The 18,547-nt window shown below is 69.0% G+C and carries 15 protein-coding genes; 9 read left to right on the forward strand and 6 right to left on the reverse strand.

Going from position 1 to position 18,547, the window contains the following annotated elements; genetic code table 11:
• Positions 1 to 126: 126 nt before the first annotated feature.
• Positions 127 to 1,158, reverse strand: coding sequence for a type IV pilus twitching motility protein PilT (locus tag LRG10_RS12640; RefSeq protein ID WP_238635745.1), 1,032 nt, complete (start codon positions 1,156 to 1,158; stop codon positions 127 to 129).
• 160 nt (positions 1,159 to 1,318) lie between these two features.
• Positions 1,319 to 2,857, reverse strand: coding sequence for an AMP-binding protein (locus LRG10_RS12645; protein ID WP_238635746.1), 1,539 nt, complete (start codon positions 2,855 to 2,857; stop codon positions 1,319 to 1,321).
• Between the two features lie 148 nt (positions 2,858 to 3,005).
• Here LRG10_RS12645 and LRG10_RS12650 point away from each other — a divergent pair, with 148 nt between their 5' ends.
• The 5 genes from LRG10_RS12650 to LRG10_RS12670 all read left to right on the forward strand — a co-directional run bounded on the left by LRG10_RS12650 (position 3,006) and on the right by LRG10_RS12670 (position 8,213).
• On the forward strand, positions 3,006 to 3,662 hold the full coding sequence (locus LRG10_RS12650; protein WP_201168143.1) for a GntR family transcriptional regulator: 657 nt from the start codon (positions 3,006 to 3,008) through the stop codon (positions 3,660 to 3,662).
• 163 nt (positions 3,663 to 3,825) lie between these two features.
• Entirely contained in the window at positions 3,826 to 4,851 is a 1,026-nt protein-coding gene (dctP, locus tag LRG10_RS12655) for a TRAP transporter substrate-binding protein DctP (RefSeq protein WP_238635747.1), read from the forward strand.
• A 94-nt stretch (positions 4,852 to 4,945) separates the two neighbouring features.
• Entirely contained in the window at positions 4,946 to 5,473 is a 528-nt protein-coding gene (locus tag LRG10_RS12660) for a TRAP transporter small permease (RefSeq protein ID WP_238635748.1), read from the forward strand.
• A gap of 30 nt (positions 5,474 to 5,503) precedes the next feature.
• Positions 5,504 to 6,814 (forward strand): TRAP transporter large permease, encoded by a 1,311-nt coding sequence (locus LRG10_RS12665; protein ID WP_201168135.1) that lies wholly within the window; start codon positions 5,504 to 5,506, stop codon positions 6,812 to 6,814.
• A gap of 4 nt (positions 6,815 to 6,818) precedes the next feature.
• Complete coding sequence (locus tag LRG10_RS12670) at positions 6,819 to 8,213, forward strand: malonyl-CoA decarboxylase (RefSeq protein ID WP_238635749.1); 1,395 nt, start codon at positions 6,819 to 6,821, stop codon at positions 8,211 to 8,213.
• 36 nt (positions 8,214 to 8,249) lie between these two features.
• On the opposite strand, the gene LRG10_RS12675 is transcribed toward LRG10_RS12670, so the two are convergent.
• Positions 8,250 to 9,368, reverse strand: coding sequence for a PilT/PilU family type 4a pilus ATPase (locus tag LRG10_RS12675; protein WP_238635753.1), 1,119 nt, complete (start codon positions 9,366 to 9,368; stop codon positions 8,250 to 8,252).
• A complete protein-coding gene (locus LRG10_RS12680) occupies positions 9,343 to 10,749 on the reverse strand; it encodes a sensor domain-containing diguanylate cyclase (protein ID WP_238635750.1) in 1,407 nt (468 codons plus the stop codon). Before LRG10_RS12680 ends, LRG10_RS12675 begins: the two co-directional genes overlap by 26 nt.
• Positions 10,750 to 11,118: 369 nt before the next feature.
• Between LRG10_RS12680 and LRG10_RS12685 the strand changes: the two genes are divergently transcribed.
• The 4 genes from LRG10_RS12685 to LRG10_RS12700 all read left to right on the forward strand — a co-directional run bounded on the left by LRG10_RS12685 (position 11,119) and on the right by LRG10_RS12700 (position 16,124).
• Positions 11,119 to 12,618: a protein adenylyltransferase SelO gene (locus LRG10_RS12685; protein ID WP_238635751.1), complete on the forward strand. Its 1,500-nt coding sequence runs from the start codon at positions 11,119 to 11,121 to the stop codon at positions 12,616 to 12,618.
• A gap of 66 nt (positions 12,619 to 12,684) precedes the next feature.
• Entirely contained in the window at positions 12,685 to 14,151 is a 1,467-nt protein-coding gene (locus tag LRG10_RS12690; RefSeq protein WP_201168126.1) for a circularly permuted type 2 ATP-grasp protein, read from the forward strand.
• Positions 14,151 to 15,083: an alpha-E domain-containing protein gene (locus LRG10_RS12695; protein WP_201168125.1), complete on the forward strand. Its 933-nt coding sequence runs from the start codon at positions 14,151 to 14,153 to the stop codon at positions 15,081 to 15,083. Before LRG10_RS12690 ends, LRG10_RS12695 begins: the two co-directional genes overlap by 1 nt.
• Positions 15,084 to 15,086: 3 nt before the next feature.
• Positions 15,087 to 16,124, forward strand: a complete 1,038-nt coding sequence (locus tag LRG10_RS12700) for a putative zinc-binding metallopeptidase (protein WP_201168124.1) — start codon at positions 15,087 to 15,089, stop codon at positions 16,122 to 16,124.
• Here the strand turns inward: LRG10_RS12700 and LRG10_RS12705 are convergent.
• The gene (locus LRG10_RS12705) at positions 16,076 to 16,828 is read right to left on the reverse strand and encodes a proteasome-type protease (RefSeq protein WP_201242803.1); all 753 of its coding nucleotides are present in this window, start codon (positions 16,826 to 16,828) and stop codon (positions 16,076 to 16,078) included. The two genes, LRG10_RS12700 and LRG10_RS12705, sit on opposite strands and share 49 nt — an antisense overlap.
• A 119-nt stretch (positions 16,829 to 16,947) precedes the next feature.
• Positions 16,948 to 18,547 (reverse strand): FecR domain-containing protein (locus tag LRG10_RS12710; protein WP_238635752.1); only part of this gene is annotated, 1,600 nt, incomplete at its 5' end.

Here is an 18,547-nt window from a genome sequence, read left to right on the forward strand (position 1 = left end):
TACCCAAAACCCCCGGCTCCTCAACGGAGCCGGGGGTTTTTTTATGGTCATCCCGCCCGGGCTGTGTGCGCCCGTGGGTTCGCGGCGATCAGCCGTAAACGCCCAAGCCGGTGTACGCAGCCGCCCTCAGGCGAGCCCGTGCGCGGACGCCGCCGTGGCCACCGCGTGTTCCACCTCGCCGCGCTGGAGTAGCCGCTGCAGGGCGTGATCGAGGGTCTGCATCCCCTGCGCCTGTCCCGTCTGGATCGTCGAGTACATCTGCGCCACCTTGTCCTCTCGGATGAGGTTGCGGATGGCCGAGGTGCCGATCATGATCTCGTGGGCCGCGACACGGCCGCCGCCGATGCGCTTGAGCAGGGTCTGCGAGATGACCGCCTGCAGGGACTCCGACAGCATGGAGCGGACCATGGCCTTCTCGGCGGCGGGGAAGACGTCGATGATGCGGTCGATGGTCTTCGGCGCCGAGGACGTGTGCAGGGTGCCGAAGACCAGGTGACCGGTCTCGGCGGCGGTCAGGGCGAGGCGGATGGTCTCCAGGTCGCGCAGCTCGCCGACCAGGATCACATCCGGATCCTCGCGCAACGCCGAGCGCAAGGCGGCGTCGAAGCTCTGCGTGTCGCGGTGGACCTCGCGCTGGTTGATCAGCGAGCGCTGCGGCTCGTGGACGAACTCGATGGGATCCTCGATGGTAAGGATATGACCGGCGTCCTGGCGGTTCTTCTCGTCGATCATCGCAGCCAGGGTGGTGGACTTGCCGGAGCCGGTGGGCCCGGTGACCAGGATCAGCCCCCGTGTCAGCCGACACAGGTCCTGGAAGATCGTCGGCGCCTGTAACCCCTCCAGCGTGGGGATGTCGCTCGGGATGGTCCGGAAAACCGCGCCCATGCCGCGGTCCTGCTGGAAGGCGTTGACGCGAAAGCGGCCCAGCCCGCGGGCGGCGAAGGAGAAGTCGGTCTCCATCCGCGCCTCAAGCTCGCGGCGCTGGCTGTCGTTCATGATGTCGTAGACGCGCCGCTGCACTTCCTTGTGGCTGAACGCCGGCGCGTCGATGCGGCGGATGTCGCCGTCCACGCGGATGATGGGCGGCTGCCCGGCCGAGAGGTGCAGATCGGAAGCGCCCTGCTCGACGGCAAAGCGGAGGAGGTCCGTGATGTCCATATGCACCCTCGGGATTTTGTAAACGGTGTTTGCAGATTATCAACCCTGGGTGGGGCGGACAATACGGGCCGGACATCCCGACGCGCCGATGGCGCGCCGGGGTGTTCCCGCGGGGAGGGACGGGGGTGTTGCCACCGCCGCCTGAGCCGGCAGCGGTGGCCTAGGCGGAGTGCTGCTCGCGCAGGACGTTCTTCTGCACCTTGCCCATGGTGTTGCGCGGCAGCTCGTCGACCACGTGGACCTGCTTGGGCACCTTGTAGCCGGCCAGCTCGGCCTTGAGCCGCTGGATCAGGGTCTCGCCGGCCGGCGGCCGGTTGGCATCGGCGGGGACGATGAACGCGGTCACGGCCTCGCCAAGGTCCGGGTGGTCCAGCCCCACCACCGCCGACTCCTGCACCTCATCCATGGCGTCGAGCTCGTTCTCCACCTCCTTGGGGTAGACGTTGTAGCCGCCGCTGATGATCAGATCCTTCTCGCGGCCGATGATTGCGTAGTAGCCGTCCTCGCTGACCTGCGCCATGTCGCCGGTGATGAAGAAGCCATCATCGGTGAACTCCTCGCGGGTCTTCTCCGGCAGTCGCCAGTAGCCGTTGAACACGTTCGGGCCCCGAATCTGCAGGGAGCCGGGTGTTCCGGGCGGTACCTCGTGGCCCGTGTCATCGACGATCCGCGCCCGGACGCCGGGCAGGGGGCGTCCGACCGTACCCGGCCGACGCTCCCCGTCGAGGGGGTTCGACAGGTTCATCCCCGTCTCGGTCATCCCGTAGCGCTCGAGGATCGCGTGGCCGGTGCGTGCCCGCCACGCCTCGAAGGTCTGCTCCTGCAGCGGTGCCGAGCCGGCGACGAACAGCCGCATGGTTCGGCACTGCTCGGCGGTGAGCCCCTCGTGCTGAAGGAGCCGGGTGTAGAAGGTCGGTACGCCCATGAGCACCGTCGCTTCGGGCAACAGGGCAACGACCTGCCCGGCGTCGAAGCGCGGCAGGAAGTGGATGGTCGAGGCCCCGAGCATGGCGCAGTGGAGCGCCACGAACAGGCCGTGGACGTGGAAGATCGGCAGGGCGTGGATGAGCACGTCGTCGTGGCGCCACCCCCAGGCGGCCTCCAGCGCCAGGGCGTTGGCGCTCAGGTTGCGGTGGGAGAGCACCGCGCCCTTGGGGCGGCCGGTGGTCCCCGAGGTGTAGAGGATGCTGGCCGGGTCGTCGGGATGGACGGCGGCGGTGGCGGGGGCCGGTCCGATGCCGGCGGCCGCTTCTTCCAGCAGGCTTCCGCCGCCCGCGGCATCGAGGGTCTCCAGGCGCGTCGCCGGGTGCTCGGCGACGATCCCACGCAGCAGTTCGGCACGCTCCGGGGCGCCCACCACGAGGCGGGGCTCCGCATCCTGGATGAAGAAGGCGAGCTCGGATCGCTTGTAGGCGGTGTTCAGGGGCAGGAAGACCGCGCCGGCGTGCAGGCAGGCGAGGTAGAGGGCGACTGCCTCGGGGCTCTTGTCGACTTGCACGGCCACCCGGTCGCCGCGCCGGACCCCGATCTGCTCCAGGACCGCGGAGAGGTGCTCGGCCAGGCCGAAGGCCTCGTCGTAGGTCCAGGTTCCGCGCTCCGGTGTGATCAAAAAGGGCTTGGACGGAGTCGCCGCGGCCCGTTGCGCCAGGGTGGTGTAGAGGTTGTGAGCGGCCGGATGGCTCGTGGGTTGCGGGGTCATCGCTCCTCCTCGCCTTCTTCTTGCGGGGCGGGCCGGGCGTGGCCGGAGCCCCGGTTGCGTGGCGTATTCGTCGCCATGTTGACGGCGTGCATTATAGATTCTACATTCATAATTACAAACCGCCAACGCCAGGGAGTCACGCAAGGCCATGGCCAATTCGCTTCGCACCAAAGCTATGTACAGCCAGGTTGCAGACCTGTTGCGGGAACGGATCTTCCGGCAGGAGCTCAGCCCGGGGGATCGGGTGGATGAGCTTGCGCTGGCCGAGGAGCTCGGCGTCAGCCGGACGCCCGTCCGCGAGGCGCTGAAGATCCTCGACGCCGACGGCCTGGTCACGCTCGAGCCGCACCGGGGCTGCCGTGTGCGCGAGCTGTCCCAGGACGATCTGGCCCACCTGTTCCCGGTGATGGCCGTGCTGGAGGGGCTCATCGCCCGCGAGTGCGTGGAACGCATCGATCAGCAGGCGGTGGATGAGCTCTTCGAGCTGCACGAGCAGCTGGAGGCCGCCGCCGCCGACGGCGATATCGACCGGTACTACGAACACAACTACCGCTTCCACACCCGGCTGCAGGAGCTGTGCGGCAACCCCTATCTGCAGCGGGTGGCGGCGGAGCTGCGCCGCATCCTGATCCTGGCCCGCCACCGGCAGCTGCGCACGCCGGGTCGCCTGCAGGCCTCGCTCGGGGAGCACCGGCAGCTGATGGAGGCGTTCCGCGATCGCGATCCCGAGGCGGCGGACGCCTGCATGAAGGGCCACCTGCTCGAGCAGGGGCGCACGCTGGTGGGCGGCGGGCAACGCCACTGAACCGGATACCCCGAACCGACAGGCACCAATAAGGGAGGATCCAGCCATTCGAGAGCAGTAAGCGAGACCCGATCCGGCCGTCGCTGCGGACAACAAGACCCGGTTACCGGGCACCGGCGACGGTCGGATCCCGACGATCCAATGCCGCTTGGGAGGAGTCCCGATGGAAAACAGTCATCCGCAACGCCGGATTGCGCAACTGAGCGTGTCCGCTGCCGCCGCCGCGGTCCTCGCGGCTGGTTCTTCGAGCCTCGCCGCCAGCGAGGTCCGGCTTACCGCGTCCCACCAGTGGCCGGGAGGCCAAGGGGATTTTCGGGATGAGATGGTGCAGATCCTCGCGGATCGGGCCGCCGAGTCCGATACCGGTCTGGAGATCCGTGTCTACCCCGACTCGTCCCTGTACGGGGCCCGTGAGCAGTGGCCGGCGATCGCGCGCGGCCGTCTCGATATCACCGCGCTACCGCTGGCCTACGCCGGTGGTCGGCATCCGGAGTTCAACCTGACCCTGATGCCGGGGCTGGTCAAGAATCACGATCACGCCCAGCGGCTCAATGAGTCCGCATTCATGGACGAGATCGTCGAGGTCATGGAGGACAACGGCGTTAAGGTCCTGGCCCACACCTGGCTGGCCGGCGGTTTCGGGTCCAACGAGCAGTGCATCACGGCCCCGGAGGACGTCGACGGCGCGCAAATCCGCGGTGCCGGGCAGTCGTTCGAGACGATGCTCTCGGCCGCGGGGGCGTCGATCAACTCGATGCCGAGCTCCGAGATCTACACCGCCCTGCAGACCGGCGTGCTCGACTCGGCGCTGACCAGCTCGGCGAGCTGGGTCTCCTACCGGCTCTACGAGCAGACCGAGTGCGTCACCCCGCCGGGGGATTACGCGCTCTGGTTCATGTACGAGCCGATCCTGATCTCCAAGGCGTCGTTCAACGACCTGACCGAGGCGCAGCAGCAAGTCCTCCTGGAAGCAGGCGAGGAGGCCGAGGCCTTCGCCTACGAGGCGGCGCAGGAATCGGATCAGGAGATGATCGAGCTCTTCCGCGAGCAGGGCGTCGAGGTGGCTTTCATGGACGACAGCGACTTCGAGGCCTGGCGCAGCGTCGCCGAGGAAAGTGCCTTCCCGCAGTTCGTGGAGGACACCCCGCGGGGCCAGGAGCTGCTCGATAAGGCCCTGAGCGTCGACTGACGCGGGAGCCGACCGCCGCGGGGACGCGCGTACACATCCGCTGCCAACGGTGCGCGCGTCCCCCTCTTCCCACCGTGTGACGGGAGAACCTGCCATGGATCTATTCCTGCGCGTGGTGCGGGGCCTCAACGCGGGGGCCGCGACGCTCGCCTCCCTGATGCTGGTCGTGGCCGCTCTGGTGGTCTGCCAGATGGTCTTCGTCCGCTACGGGCTGAATCAATCGACGTACTGGCAGACGGAGCTGGTGACCTTCCTGCTTGTGGGCGCAACCCTGCTGGGCAGTCCGTACGTGCTGCAGCAGCGCGGCCACGTGACCATGGATCTGCTGCCCATGCTGCTCGGATCACGCGGCAAGCGGATCCTGGCGGTCGTCGCCAACACCCTCGGGTTCGGCTTTGTGGTCCTGCTGCTCGTGACCGGCTTCATCTGGTGGCTGGAGTACTACGAGACGCAGTGGCGCTCCATGTCCGTCTGGGGGCCCCGGCTGTGGATCCCCTACCTGGCCATGCCGGTGGGCATGCTGCTGGTGAGCCTGGAGTACATCGCCCAGACCGCGGCCATCATCACGGGCCGCGAGCGCCCCTTCCCCAGCGAAGCCGAGCAACTGCTCAAAGAACAATAAACGGGGCAGTGCCGCGAGGAGGAGAACTGCATGACTGTCATCTGGATCGCACTGGCCATCCTGGCCGTGTTGCTGGTCTTTCTGTTGCTCGGTACGCCGGTGGCCTTCTCCCTGGGGCTGACCGCCGCGGCGTTCCTGATCTTCTTCGAGGGGGTCGGGGCGGTGGAAATGCTCGCCGAGCAGCTCTACGGGTCGATGGACAAGTTTACGCTGGTGGCCATCCCCATGTTCATCCTGATGGGCGCGGCCATTGCGTCCTCGCGGGCCGGTGCCGACGTCTACGAGGCGCTGCACCGTTGGCTCTACAAGGTGCCGGGCGGGCTGGTGGTCTCGAACATCGGGGCCTGTGGTCTGTTCTCCGCGCTGAACGGGTCGTCGCCGGCGACCTGTGCCGCCATCGGCCGGATGGGCATCCCGGAGCTGCGCCGTCGCGGTTACCCCGAGGGGTTGACCACCGGGGCCATCGGCGCCGGCTCGACGCTGGGCATCCTGATCCCGCCGAGTGTCACCATGATCATCTACGGCGTGGCGACGGAGACCTCCATCGGCCGCCTCTTCCTGGCCGGGATCCTGCCCGGGATTCTGCTGATCGTCCTCTTCTCGATGTGGGCGGTCTTCGTCGCCTGGCGTTCCGGGACGCTCGCCCGGCTGGAGAGCGACATCCACTACTCCTGGAAGGACCGCTTCGCCAAGCTGCCCAAGCTGATCCCGTTCTTTCTGATCATCGTCTTCATCATGTGGGCGCTCTACGGCGGGGTGGCGACCCCGTCGGAGGCGGCCGGGGTCGGTGCCGTGGCAGCGATCCTGATGGTCGTGGTGCTCTACCGGATCTGGCGGCCGCGGGCGTGGTGGGGCATCGTCCATTCGGCCATGCGCGATTCGGTGATGATCATGATGATCATCGGCTGCGCCGGTTTGTTCGGCTTCATGCTCTCCTCGCTCCACGTCCCGCAGGCCGCGGCGGCGGCCGTGGCCGCCCTGGACGTCAATCCGTGGACGCTGATGGCAGTGATCAATGTCTTCCTGCTCATCGCCGGGCTCTTCCTGCCGCCGGTGGCGGTGATCCCGATGACCGCCCCGATCCTGCTGCCGATGGTCCTGGAGGCCGGCTTCGATCCGATCTGGTTCGGGATCATCATGACCATCAACCTGGAGATCGGCCTGATCACCCCGCCCGTGGGGCTGAACCTCTTCGTGCTCAAGGGGATCGCACCGGACGTGCGGCTTGGGGCGATCCTGCGCGGGGCATTGCCGTTCATGCTGCTGATGCTCCTGGCCATCGTGATCATTTCCATCTTCCCGGCCATTGCCACGGGATTGCCCGACGCACTGATGGGGTGACGCCATGAAGACAGCCTGGTGGAATCGTCTGGTGGATTCGGTAGCCGATCGGGGGCTGCGGCTCTCGCGGGTCAAGGGCGGTGCGAAGACCAGTCGGCAACTGGCGGATCACTGCCGGGAGCTGCTAACCAGCCGGGGCGAGGCCAGCGGCGCGGCGCTGGCCCGGGAGGTGGTCCGCGGTCTGGAACGCCTCGATCCGGAAGGTACCGGGAACTTTCTGCAGGCGCTGCGCGACGAGTTCGAGTGCGATGCCGATCAGGTCCGCGAGGCGGCGGAACGCTACCGGCAGAGCGGCGGCCGGGACGGTCTCGATGCGCTCAAGCGCGTGGCCGAGCCGCCGCGCCAGGAGCTCTTCCGCCGGCTGAACCGGGCGCCCGACGGAACGCGGGTGCTGGTGGCCCTGCGCGAGCACCTGCTCGAGAGGCTCCGCGAGGACCCGGGCCTGCGGCCGGTGGATGAGGACCTGCGGCATCTGCTCAGCTCCTGGTTCAATCCGGGGTTCCTGCAGCTTCAGCGTATCGACTGGGACAGCTCGGCGCGGCTGCTCGAGAAGCTGATCAAGTACGAATCGGTCCACGCCATCCAGGGCTGGGAGGATCTGCGCCGGCGCCTGGCAGGCGACCGGCGCTGCTTCGGCTTCTTCCATCCGGCCCTGCCCGGCGAGCCGTTGATCTTCGTCGAGGTGGGGCTGGTCCAGGGGATCCCGGAACGCACGGGGCCCCTGCTCTCGCCGGAGGAGCCGGTTGCCGATCCCGCCCAGGCCGACACCGCGGTCTTCTTCTCCATCAGCAATTGCCAGTTCGGGCTGCGCGGCATCTCCTTCGGCAACTTCCTGCTCAAGCAGGTTATGGAGGAGCTGGCTGCGGAGTTCCCGCAGGTAGAGCGGTTCGTCACGCTCTCGCCGGTGCCCGGGCTCGCCCGGGCGCTGGAGGGGGGCGACGGTACGGAGCCGGCGATCGATCGCGCCTGGCTGGAACAGCTGCTGGCGGACGACCGCGACCGTCTGCACAAGGCTGCGGGCGAGGGCGATACGGTCGCGGCCTTCCGGCGGCTGCTGGCCGAACCCCACGGACACGAGGCGGTGCTGGCCGCCCCCCTGGAGCGAGTCGCCCGGGCCTACCTAACCCGGGTCAAGCGCCGGGGCACGGTGGCCGATCCGGTGGCCCGCTTCCACCTGAGCAACGGGGCCCGGCTGGAGCAGGTCAATCCCTTCGCCGATGATTCGGCGGCGCGGCTGCGCGAGTCCTACGGCCTGATGGTGAACTACCGTTATATCCGCGAGGACGTGGAGGCCAACCACGAGCACTTCGTGCGTACCGGCGAGGTGGTCCTCGCCCGGCGCCTGGCGAAGCGGCAGAAGGAGATCGAGGGGGCGCGCCGCGACCGCGCTTCGGGATAACCGGGGCGCTGCCGGGGGCGGCGGCGGGGCGGTGGCTCAGCTGCGCAACCGTAGCCCGCTCCCGCCCGACGGCGTCGCGTCGGTGCCGTCCTCCTCCCGTTCGAGCTTCACCCGCAGCCGCACCTCATTGGCCGAGTCGGCGTGGGCGAGGGCGTCCTCGTAGCGGATCCGGCCCTCGGTGTAGAGCTGATACAGGTGATGGTCGAAGGTCTGCATGCCGGCTTCCTCGGAGGCCGCCATGGTGGCCTTGAGGGTGTCGATCTCGCCGTTGCGGATGCGCTCCTGGACCAGCGGGGTGTTGAGCAGAACCTCCAGCGCCGCCACGCGGCCGTGGCCGTCGGCAGCGGGGATCAGCTGTTGGGCGACGATCGCCTGCAGGTTCAGCGACAGGTCCATGAGCAGCTGCTCGCGCCGGTCGGCGGGGAAGAAGTTGATGATCCGATCCAGGGCCTGGTTGGCGTTGTTGGCGTGCAGGGTGGCCAGGGTCAGGTGACCGGTCTCGGCGAAGGCGACGGCGTAGTCCATCACCTCGCGGGAGCGCACCTCGCCGATGAGGATGGCGTCCGGGGCCTGGCGCAGGGCATTGCGCAGGGCCGTCTCGAAGTCCGCAGTGTCCACCCCGACTTCGCGCTGGGTGACCAGGCACTGTCGGTGCGGGTGGATGAACTCCACCGGATCCTCGACGGTGAGGATGTGCCCCGGGGCGGCCGCGTTGCGTTCGTTGATCATGGCGGCCAGGGAAGTGGACTTACCCGTGCCGGTCCCCCCGACGAAGAGGATCAGCCCGCGCTTGCGCGTGGCCAGTTCGCGCAGCACGCCGGGCAGGGCGAGGTCGTCCAGGGTGGGGATGGCGGTCTCGATGCGCCGGATGACCAGGCCGGGCTCGCCGCGCTGGTAGAAGGCGCTGACCCGGAAGCGGGCGCCGGTCTCGGTGACGATGGCGAAATTGGCTTCGCGGGTCTGTGCCAGCTCCGCCTGTTGTGTGTCGCTGAGGGTCTCGGCGACCAGCTCGCGGACTGCGGCGGAGTCCAGCGTGTCGGCCTCAAGCGCGGTGACGGTGCCGTCGATCTTCAGCGCCGGCGGCGCCCCGACGGTCAGGAACAGGTCCGAGGCGCGGCGGGCGACCGCCTCATCGAGCAGGGGCTGCAGGCCCATCATCGGCGGTCTCCGGGAGCCGGGAGTAGCGGACGGACTGGTTGCGGCCGTTGTGCTTGGCGGCGTAGAGCGCGCGGTCGGCGCGCTGCTCAAGGGTCTCTAGGGAGGTGCCGGCCTCGGCCGCGGCCACCCCGAGGCTAACCGTGACCGTGCCCACGCCCTCGAAGGGCGTTTGGGCCACCTGGCGGCGGATGCGCTCGGCCAGGGTCTCGGCGCCTGCCTCGTCGGTCTGGCTGGCCAGGACCAGGAACTCCTCGCCGCCCCAGCGGCCCATGTGGTCGGTCTCGCGCAGGACGCTCTCGATGCGCCGGGCCATCTCCCAGAGGACGGCGTCGCCGGCGCCGTGGCCGTAGCGGTCGTTGACGCGCTTGAAGTGATCCACATCGAAGAGCAGCACGGCGAATGGCGTACCGTGCCGGGTGAAGGCGGCCTGGGCGGCGCGCAGCAGTTGCTGGATCTTGGCCCGGTTGAACAGGTCGGTGAGCGGATCGTGGGCGGCCCGGTACTCCAGCTCGCTCTGCAGCTCGCGCTGCTCGGTGATGTCCTCGTTGGTGCCCACCAGCCGCTGGGTCCGTCCGTGCGGATCCTCGATGCCCTGCCAGACGGCGCGGATGTGGCGCTGCTCACCGTCGGGACGGCGGATGCGGAACTCGATCTCGCGGCGTTCGCCGCGCCCGGCGCCGGGGCTGCTCGCTGCATGCAGCCGGTCCTGGTGCTCCGGGACCAGCAGGGCCAGCCAGTCCTGGTAGGTGACCGGCCGCTGCGATTCATCCAGGCCGTAGATGGCCATCATGCGCTCGTCCCAGTGGTAGGTATCGGTTTTCAGGTCGTACTCCCAGACGCCGAGCCCGGCGGCCTCGGTGGCCAGTTTCAGGCGCTGTTCGCTCTCGCGCAGGGCGTGCTCGTAGTAGTCGTACTGCCCCGTGAGGTCGGTCATGGCCAGGGCCACCAGCGGCGGCCCGTTCCCGCTGTCCGGTAGGGGGGCGGCATTGACCGAGAGGACGTGGCGGCCGCGCTCGGCGGTGTGGATCTCGCAGCGGGCGTCGAACAGCGGCGTGCCGGTGATCGCCACCAGGCGGAAGGCGAGCAGTTCCGACGGCGGATCCGGGGCCCGATCGTCGCCGGGCGGGGTGGTGTGGTTGAGATCGAGGAGCTGCCGCGCCTTGGGGTTGGCGAAGATGATCCCGCCGCGCTCGTCGAGCACGGCGATGGCCGCCGCCTCCGTGGCCAGCACCAGCGCCGGCAGGGCCAGGCGCGCCTGGTCCTCATCGCCGCCGGTTGGCACCGGCGAAACGGTGAACGCGCCCTGGAGCGCCTCCAGGGCGCGGCGGATCAGTTGCTGGGCGTCGTCCTTGTCTGCGCGGCTATCGTCTGGCGCCATTCAAACTACCCGATCTTGAGCCCGCGGCAGCCGCGCTGGGGGGCGCGCAATCCCTGCCTGTCCCGGGGGTTGCCCGTGGCATCTACCGTAAGCCAGCACCGGCCCGGCGTCCACCGCGGGAGCCCCGTCGCCACCCAGGCGCGAAAGCCTGCCTTTTCTTCTGGGTATTCAAGATACCATGTCCGCTCGATTCCTTGTTGGTTGGCCGGTGCGGCGCGCCGGCCGAAGGAATGGCCGTGGGCAGCCCGGAGCCGGCGGGCCGGAGCGGTTCCATCGGCGGGGCCGGTTTTCCCGGACGCCGGGTGGGCCGAATGCGCGCCGTCATCGCGGCATCATGGAATCCCAATCAGCGGATTGCGGGGTGGTGCCGTGCGTCCACCGCTCAGCGAGATCGATAGCCTGCCTTGGGAGGCGACCTACGCCGCGCTGCCCGATCGCTTCCATGCCCGGCTCGGGCCGACCCCGGTGGCGCGGCCGCAGTGGGTGCGGCTTAATCGCCCGCTGGCCCGGCAGCTCGGGCTCGAGCCCCAGTCGCTGGCGGGTGAGGCGGGGCTGGCGGTATTCGCCGGCAATCGGGTGCCCGCCGGGGCGGATCCCGTTGCCCAGGCCTACGCGGGGCATCAGTTCGGGCACTTCGTCCCGCAGCTCGGCGACGGCCGGGCGCTGCTCCTCGGCGAGCTGATCGATGTCGACGGCGTTCGGCGCGATATCCAGCTCAAGGGCGCCGGACCGACGCCGTTCTCCCGCGGCGGCGACGGGCGCGCGCCCATCGGCCCGGTGGTGCGGGAGTACCTGGCCAGCGAGGCGATGGCCGCCCTCGGCATCCCCACCACCCGCACCCTGGCGGCGGTGGCCACCGGCGAAACCGTCTGGCGCCACAGCCCGGAGCCTGGCGGGGTCCTCACCCGGGTGGCGTCGAGCCACGTGCGCGTGGGGACCTTCGAGTACTTCGCCCGGCGCGGTGACCAGGCGGCCGTGCGGCGGCTGGCCGACTACGTCCTGGTCCGCCACTATCCACACTGCACTTGGGCACCGCAGCCTTATCAGGCGCTGCTCGAGGCGGTGGCCACTGCCACCGCGGAGCTGATTGCCGGCTGGATGCACGTCGGGTTCATCCACGGCGTGATGAACACCGACAACCTCTCGGTGGCCGGCGAGACCATCGATTACGGGCCCTTCGGCTTCCTCGACGCCTTCGATCCAGGCACCGTCTACAGCTCCATCGACCACTTCGGGCGCTACGCCTTCGATCAGCAGCCGGCCATCGGCGAGTGGAATCTGGCGCGCCTGGCCGAGGCGCTGCTGCCGCTGCTCGACGACGACCCGGACAGCGCCCTGGATCGCGCTCGCGAGGCCCTGAGCGGCTACCGGCCGCACTTTGAGGCCGTCCACCGCGCCGGGTTGCGGGCGAAGATCGGTCTGGCCGAGGCGCGCCCCGGCGACGATGATCTGGTCCACGACCTGCTCCGGCGTATGGCGGCGGAAGGGGCCGACTGGACCCTGACCTTCCGCCGGCTCGGCGAGTTGGACGGGACCGATGCGCGCGGGGATGATGGGTTCCGGCAGGGGTTCCGGGATCCGCAAGCGGCGGATGCGTGGCTGTCGGCCTGGCGGGCGCGGCTGATGGCGGAGCGGCGCAGCGATGCCGAGCGCCGCGCGGCCATGCGCGCCGTCAATCCGGCGTTCGTCCTGCGCAATCACCTGGCGCAGTGGGCCGTGGACGCCGCCACCGAGCGACTGGACTTCGCCCCCGTGGAACGGTTGCTCGGGGTGCTCGCCGATCCGTGGTCGGATCAGCCGGAGCACGCCGATCTGGCCCGGCCCCCGGAGATGGGGCAGGCGGTGGTGCGCACCTTCTGCGGGACTTGAACGCCCGGGTGGGAAGCCTGGCACGGTGTGTGCTTGGCTAAGGGAGGGCGAGAGAGGAGCTCCCCAATGGCACCCCGATTCCAAGGCTTCGACACCGATCAGCGTTACGACGAGCTGTTGCAGCCCGATGGCCGGCCGCGCCCGGCGGCGCGGTTGCTGTTCGAGTACCTGAGCTCGATCTGCGAGGACGACCTGGCCGAGCGCATGCGGGCGGTGGACGCCTTCATCCGCGACAAGGGCGTGACTTTCACCGTCTACAGCGACGGCGAGAACATCGACCGCGCCTGGCCCCTGGACGTCATCCCCCGCGTGGTGGACGCCCGCGAGTGGGGGCGGATCGAGGCCGGGCTCAAGCAGCGGCTTACCGCCCTCAACCGCCTGATCGAGGATCTCTACAACGAGCAGGCGGTGATCCGGGACGGCATTCTGCCCCGCGAGATCCTCGAGCAGTCCCGCAACTTCCGGCCGCAGTGCCAGGGCCTGAAGCTCCCTTATGGTGCATGGGCCCACATTTGTGGCACCGATTTGGTGCGCGACCGCGACGGGACCCTCTACGTCCTGGAGGACAACCTCCGCGTCCCCTCCGGCGTGTCGTACATGCTGGAGAACCGCGAGGTGATGAAGCAGGTCTTCCCCGAGCCGTTCGAGGGCTCCGGCATCCGGCCGCTGGACCACTACCCCGGGCAGCTGCTCGACGCCCTGATCAGCCTGGCCCCGGCCGACGCCGACAACCCCGAGGTGGTGCTGCTCACCCCGGGCGTCTACAACGCCGCCTACTTCGAGCACACCTACCTGGCGCAGCAGATGGGCATCGAGCTGGTGGAGGGGCGGGATCTGTTCGTCGGCGAGGACGACTGCGTCTACATGCGCACCATCTACGGCCCGGTGCGCGTGCACGTGATCTACCGGCGCATCGATGACGACTTCCTCGACCCGGAGGTCTTCCGCCCGGACTCGGCCCTGGGGGTGCGCGGGCTCATGCGGGCCTGGCGGGCAGGGCGGGTGGCCATTGCCAATGCCCCGGGGGCCGGCGTGGCGGATAACAAGGCGGTCTACTCCTTCGTGCCGGAGCTGATCCGTTACTACCTGGACGAGGCGCCGCTGCTGGCCAATGTCCCCACCTGGCGCTGCCTGTTCGAAGACGAGCGGGCCTATGTGCTCGACCATCTGGACGAGTTGGTGGTCAAGCCGGCCAACGAGTCCGGCGGCTATGGCATGCTCATCGGCCCCCACGCCGATCCCGCCACGCGCAGCGCCTTTGCCGAGCAGATCTGCCGCGATCCGGCCAACTTCATCGCGCAGCCGACGCTCAGCCTGTCCACGGTGCCCACGTTCAACGGCGAACACCTGGAGCCGCGCCACGTCGACCTGCGCCCCTTCGTTCTCCAGGCGGCGCGGCAGCACGTGACCACCGGCGGACTCAGCCGTGTCTCCAACGCCCGCGACTCGCTGGTGGTCAACTCTTCTCAGGGCGGCAGCAGCAAGGACACCTGGGTGGTCGATGTGAGGTCCGACGAGCAGGAGGGCGGCTGATGCTTTCGCGCCTGGCCGAACACGTCTACTGGATGGCCCGCTACCTGGAACGCGCCGAGAACACCGCGCGGCTGATCAGTACGGGCACCCATCTGGCGCTGGATCAGCCCCACGCGGTGCGCATCGACTGGCGGGCGCTGATCGAGGTCCTTGGCGGGCCCGAGGCCGCCGCGCACTGCGACCCGAACCTCACCCCGGAGCGGGCCGCCATGGTGCAGCTCATCCCGGCCTCGGAGCACCCGAGCTCCATCCACGCGGCCATCGCCCGGGTGCGCGAAAACGCCCGCACCGTGCGCGATCTGCTCCCCGACGAGCTGCGCGAGCGCATCAACCAGCTCTATTTCCACACCCACCGTGGCGCCGGTACGGCGGTGGAGCGGGCCCACCGCTTCGACTACCTGCGCGGGGTGATCGAGTACGCCCAGGGGATCAGCGGGGTGATCGAGGGTACGCTCTCCCGCGGGCCGACTTACCAGTTCCTGATGCTCGGCCGGCATCTGGAGCGGGCCGACATGACCACCCGCACCATCGACGTGCGGGCGGCGACGCTGCCGCGGGACGAGGACGACCACCCGCCGACCTGGGACGACGCGGTGTGGATGAACATGCTCCGCTACCTGGGCGGCTACAGCCAGTTCCGGCAGCAGCGCGGCCCGGGGATCCAGGGGCCGGCGGTGGTCGACTTCCTGCTGCGCGATGACCGTTTCCCGCGCTCGGTGCGCTTCTGCACCCAGCGCATGGAGCGGGCGCTGGAAGAACTCCCGCACCCCGAGGCCCCGTGCCGGCTGCTCGCCGCCGCCGAGCGCCGCGCCACCGCCCCGGTGGAAGTCCCGCTGGATGCCGGGGCGCTGCACCGGCGGCTGGACGCCCTGCAGGTTGATCTGAGCCAGGTCCATGACAGCCTGGGTGAGACCTACTTCTCGGACGGCTGAGCCATGCGCCTCTTCCACTGCGCCTGCGGCAACCGGCTGCACTTCGGCAATACCCGCTGCCTGAGCTGCGAGCGGGCGCTGGGGTTCGATCCGCGGCGCCGCGCCGTGGTTGCCCTGGATGCCGGCGCCGACGGGTTGTGGCGGGCCGCCGGCGGCGGGCGGCAGCGCTACCGCAACTGCGCCAACGTGGCCGCTGCCAGCTGCGACTGGCTGGTGCCCGCGGAAAGCGGCGACGCCCTGTGCCTGGCCTGCCGCCTGACGGATACCATCCCCGACCTGGATAACGAGCTCAATCGCATCTACTGGGGGCGGCTGGAGGCGGCCAAGCGCTACCTGATCACGGATCTGCTGCGCCTGGGCCTGCCTCTGGCCGATCGCTGGCAGGATCCGCAGCGCGGCCTGGTCTTTCAGTTCCTGGCCGATGCCGACACCCCCGAGGGGCCGCAGCAGATCATCACCGGCCACGCCGGGGGGCGGATCACCATCAACGTCGCCGAGGCCGACGAGATCCACCGCGAGCGTACGCGCATCGCCCTCGGCGAGGCCTACCGTACGCTGCTCGGGCACATGCGCCACGAGATCGGCCACTACTACTGGATGCGGCTGATCGAGGGCTCGCCGTGGCAGGAGCGCTTCCGCGAGCTATTCGGCGACGAGCGTGAGCCCTACGAGCAAGCGCTGCAGCGCTACTACCAGCATGGCCCCCAGGGGCCGGATTGGGCCGTGCGGCACATCAGTGCCTACGCCGCCTCGCACCCCTGGGAGGACTGGGCCGAGAGCTGGGCCCACTTCCTGCACATCACCGACGCCCTGGAGACCGCCGGGGTCTATCAGCTCACCGGCCTGCCGCAGCCGGGCGAGGACATCGAGCGGCTACTGGAACGCTGGCACGAGCTCAGCGAGGCGCTCAACGCCCTGGCGCGCAGCCTGGGGCAGCGCGACCCCTATCCCTTCAAGGTCACCGCGCCGGTGGCCGAGAAGCTGCGCTTCATTCAGCAGGTGGTGGAGTCGGCCGGGTCCAGCGGCGGGGCGGGGAGCTGATCGAACAGCTGCTGCAGGCCGTCGCGCCAGGCCTCGCGCAGTCCCGCGAAGTAGGGGTCGTCTGGCTGGAAGGCGCGGTAGTGGCCGGGGTCGAGGCTGTCCCGACGGTAGGTGAGCAGCTCCACGGGCGGGCCCACGGAGAGATTGCTGCGCATGGTCGAATCGATGGAGATCAGCGCACAGGTTGCCGCCCGGTCCAGTTCCAGCCGTTCGGAGACGATGCGGTCGAGGATCGGCTTGCCGTACTTGGTCTCGCCGATCTGCAGGAACGGGTGCAGCGGTGAGGCGGTGATGAAGTTGCCCTGGGGATAGACCATGTAGATCCCCGGCGCCTGCCCCTGGATCTGGCCGCCGATCAGAAAGGTTGCCTCCACGGCCAGGCCGGTCTGCTGGCCCGACTGCTCCACGGTGCGCCGCTGCAGCTCGACGCTGACCTCGCCGAGGTACTCGGCGGCGTCCTCGAGCGTGGCCGCGGTGGCCAGCGAGGGCTCAGCGCCGGATTGCCAGTCGCGATTGAGCCGCCGGACCACCGCCTGGGTGGTGGCCAGGTTGCCGGCGGAGAGCACGACAAGATTGCGCTCGCCCGGCCGGGCGTACGCGAACATCTTGCTGTAGGTGCTGACCTGGTCGACGCCGGCGTGGGTGCGGCTGTCCGATGCGAAGACCAGGCCCTCATCCACCGCGATGGCGAGGCAGTAGGTCATACCCTACGGACCGTAGCAGCGGGGGCGGCGGACCACAACGCGTCCGGTGTAGGTCGATTCATCCGGCCGCGCCGTGCCCGCATTGCCGGGTGGGGCGCGGTTGTCCGAGCGAGCGATCATCACTCGTCCAGCTCCAGGAAGAAGACGCCGTCCACGGTCCAATCGTGGTTGTCCGCCTCGAAGTCGAAGGCGCCGAGCAGCTCGATGATGTCGTCGGCCTCCGAGAGCATGGCGGCGAGGTCGCCGGTGAAATCGCCCGCCCACTCTTCCAAGATAAAGATACCTCCTTCAACTTCGATGCCCTCGGCCAGCTCAAAGAGGTTCGTCTCCGTCTCATCGGTATGCCAGGTCCGACGAGTGCCGTCGGAGGTGATTTGACGGACTTGGAATGTTTCCAGCGTGACGGTCTGGTCTTCGGCGGAGATGGCTACAGAGCCATCCAGCACGGATTGTCCTTCAGATAAGAGGACGCCGCCCTGTAGTTGAGGTGGGCGCGGAAAATCGGAGGCGGCGGTCAGCTCCAGATCTTCGTCAACGGTGTCCAGGTAGGCCTCTCCTCGAATCCCGGGCCCGCTGGGCTCGCCACTTTCATCATCAATCCAATCTCCCCAAGTCCCGGTGGCTGGCGAATTTTGCTCAATCTCTACGGGGTCCCCATTAGAAATAGCGCCATCGACCTCAGAGAAGTCGCCATTACTAAAGTCGCGGTCGCGTTCAGACTCGGTCGAGAGCGTCAGCCCCTCCAACCGTGGATCATCCTCCGGCACGGCATCGCCCTCAATGAAGAAGAAGGGGGCGCCCGGCTCAATGCCCACTAGGAACTCATCTTCGGCGTCCGTAGTGGTCTGGTCGATATCCCGGTCCTGGCGGCTGGACAGCGCATCCGTATCCGTACCGGCGGATGCATCAATGCCAGTAGCAGATAGGTCCGCGTCGCTCGTCGGCTCAGGGGTGACCTCTGACTCGTCTTCTGCCGCGGCCAGCGCGCCGCCGTCCTCGGCCTCCTCGGTGTCCTCATCGCCAGGTGGCGCAGCGGCCGCCTCGTCCTCCGTTTCCTCGGCGTCGTCTGCAGGGGCAGGGGCTTCAGCGGGCTCATCCAGGGCGTCCAGCTCGGCGGGGCGCTCGCTCAGGGCCTCCGGGGGCAGGTCGGGGTCGATCACCCGGAAGTAGTCGACGGGGGCGTCGTCGCCGGTGTTGACCCGGGAGCGTTCATCGCCGCGGTTCTCGGCGAAGCCCCGGCCGCGGGGCGTGCCGCCGGCGGTGCCGCCGTCGCCGTGGGCGAGTTCGAAGATGGTTCCGCGGATGCCGATGGTCGCCACCTCGGTCTCGATGGTGTAGTCGCCTTCGCCACTGATCTGACCGGTGATGGCCCGCAGTCCGCCCTCGATCAGGCTCTTGCGGCTTTCGCCGGTGCCGCTCTCCTCGTCGAACGCATAGGCCTCGATGTGCAGCTCGGTGTTTTCGGTCAGGCTTAGGGTCTGGCCGTCCTCAAGGCGCATCTGCAGTCGGGAGCGCTCGTCGGTCCGCAGCCGGTCGCCGGCGCGGATCTCGTCCCGGCGTCCGACGGATTGTTCCTCGCCGTCGCGGATCAGCACCGGGTCGCCGCGGTTGGCGAGGACGATGCCGATGCGCTCTTCGGCCGCAACCGCCAGCGGTGCAAGCGTCGCGGTGCCGCTGAGGAGTGCGGCGAGAGCCCAGGCAGGAGCGGGGCGGTGCGGC

It is taken from the genome of Halorhodospira sp. 9628, from assembly GCF_022228075.1.
Lineage (GTDB): Bacteria > Pseudomonadota > Gammaproteobacteria > Nitrococcales > Halorhodospiraceae > Halorhodospira > Halorhodospira halophila_A.

Excerpts from the sequence above, each read along its gene's own strand:
- LRG10_RS12640 (WP_238635745.1), bottom strand. The coding sequence starts at position 1,158 with ATGGACATCACGGACCTCCTCCGCTTTGCCGTCGAGCAGGGCGCTTCC.
- LRG10_RS12645 (WP_238635746.1), bottom strand. The coding sequence starts at position 2,857 with ATGACCCCGCAACCCACGAGCCATCCGGCCGCTCACAACCTCTACACC.
- LRG10_RS12650 (WP_201168143.1), top strand. The coding sequence starts at position 3,006 with ATGGCCAATTCGCTTCGCACCAAAGCTATGTACAGCCAGGTTGCAGAC.
- dctP (WP_238635747.1), top strand. The coding sequence starts at position 3,826 with ATGGAAAACAGTCATCCGCAACGCCGGATTGCGCAACTGAGCGTGTCC.
- LRG10_RS12660 (WP_238635748.1), top strand. The coding sequence starts at position 4,946 with ATGGATCTATTCCTGCGCGTGGTGCGGGGCCTCAACGCGGGGGCCGCG.
- LRG10_RS12665 (WP_201168135.1), top strand. The coding sequence starts at position 5,504 with ATGACTGTCATCTGGATCGCACTGGCCATCCTGGCCGTGTTGCTGGTC.
- LRG10_RS12670 (WP_238635749.1), top strand. The coding sequence starts at position 6,819 with ATGAAGACAGCCTGGTGGAATCGTCTGGTGGATTCGGTAGCCGATCGG.
- LRG10_RS12675 (WP_238635753.1), bottom strand. The coding sequence starts at position 9,368 with ATGGGCCTGCAGCCCCTGCTCGATGAGGCGGTCGCCCGCCGCGCCTCG.
- LRG10_RS12680 (WP_238635750.1), bottom strand. The coding sequence starts at position 10,749 with ATGGCGCCAGACGATAGCCGCGCAGACAAGGACGACGCCCAGCAACTG.
- LRG10_RS12690 (WP_201168126.1), top strand. The coding sequence starts at position 12,685 with ATGGCACCCCGATTCCAAGGCTTCGACACCGATCAGCGTTACGACGAG.
- LRG10_RS12695 (WP_201168125.1), top strand. The coding sequence starts at position 14,151 with ATGCTTTCGCGCCTGGCCGAACACGTCTACTGGATGGCCCGCTACCTG.
- LRG10_RS12700 (WP_201168124.1), top strand. The coding sequence starts at position 15,087 with ATGCGCCTCTTCCACTGCGCCTGCGGCAACCGGCTGCACTTCGGCAAT.
- LRG10_RS12705 (WP_201242803.1), bottom strand. The coding sequence starts at position 16,828 with ATGACCTACTGCCTCGCCATCGCGGTGGATGAGGGCCTGGTCTTCGCA.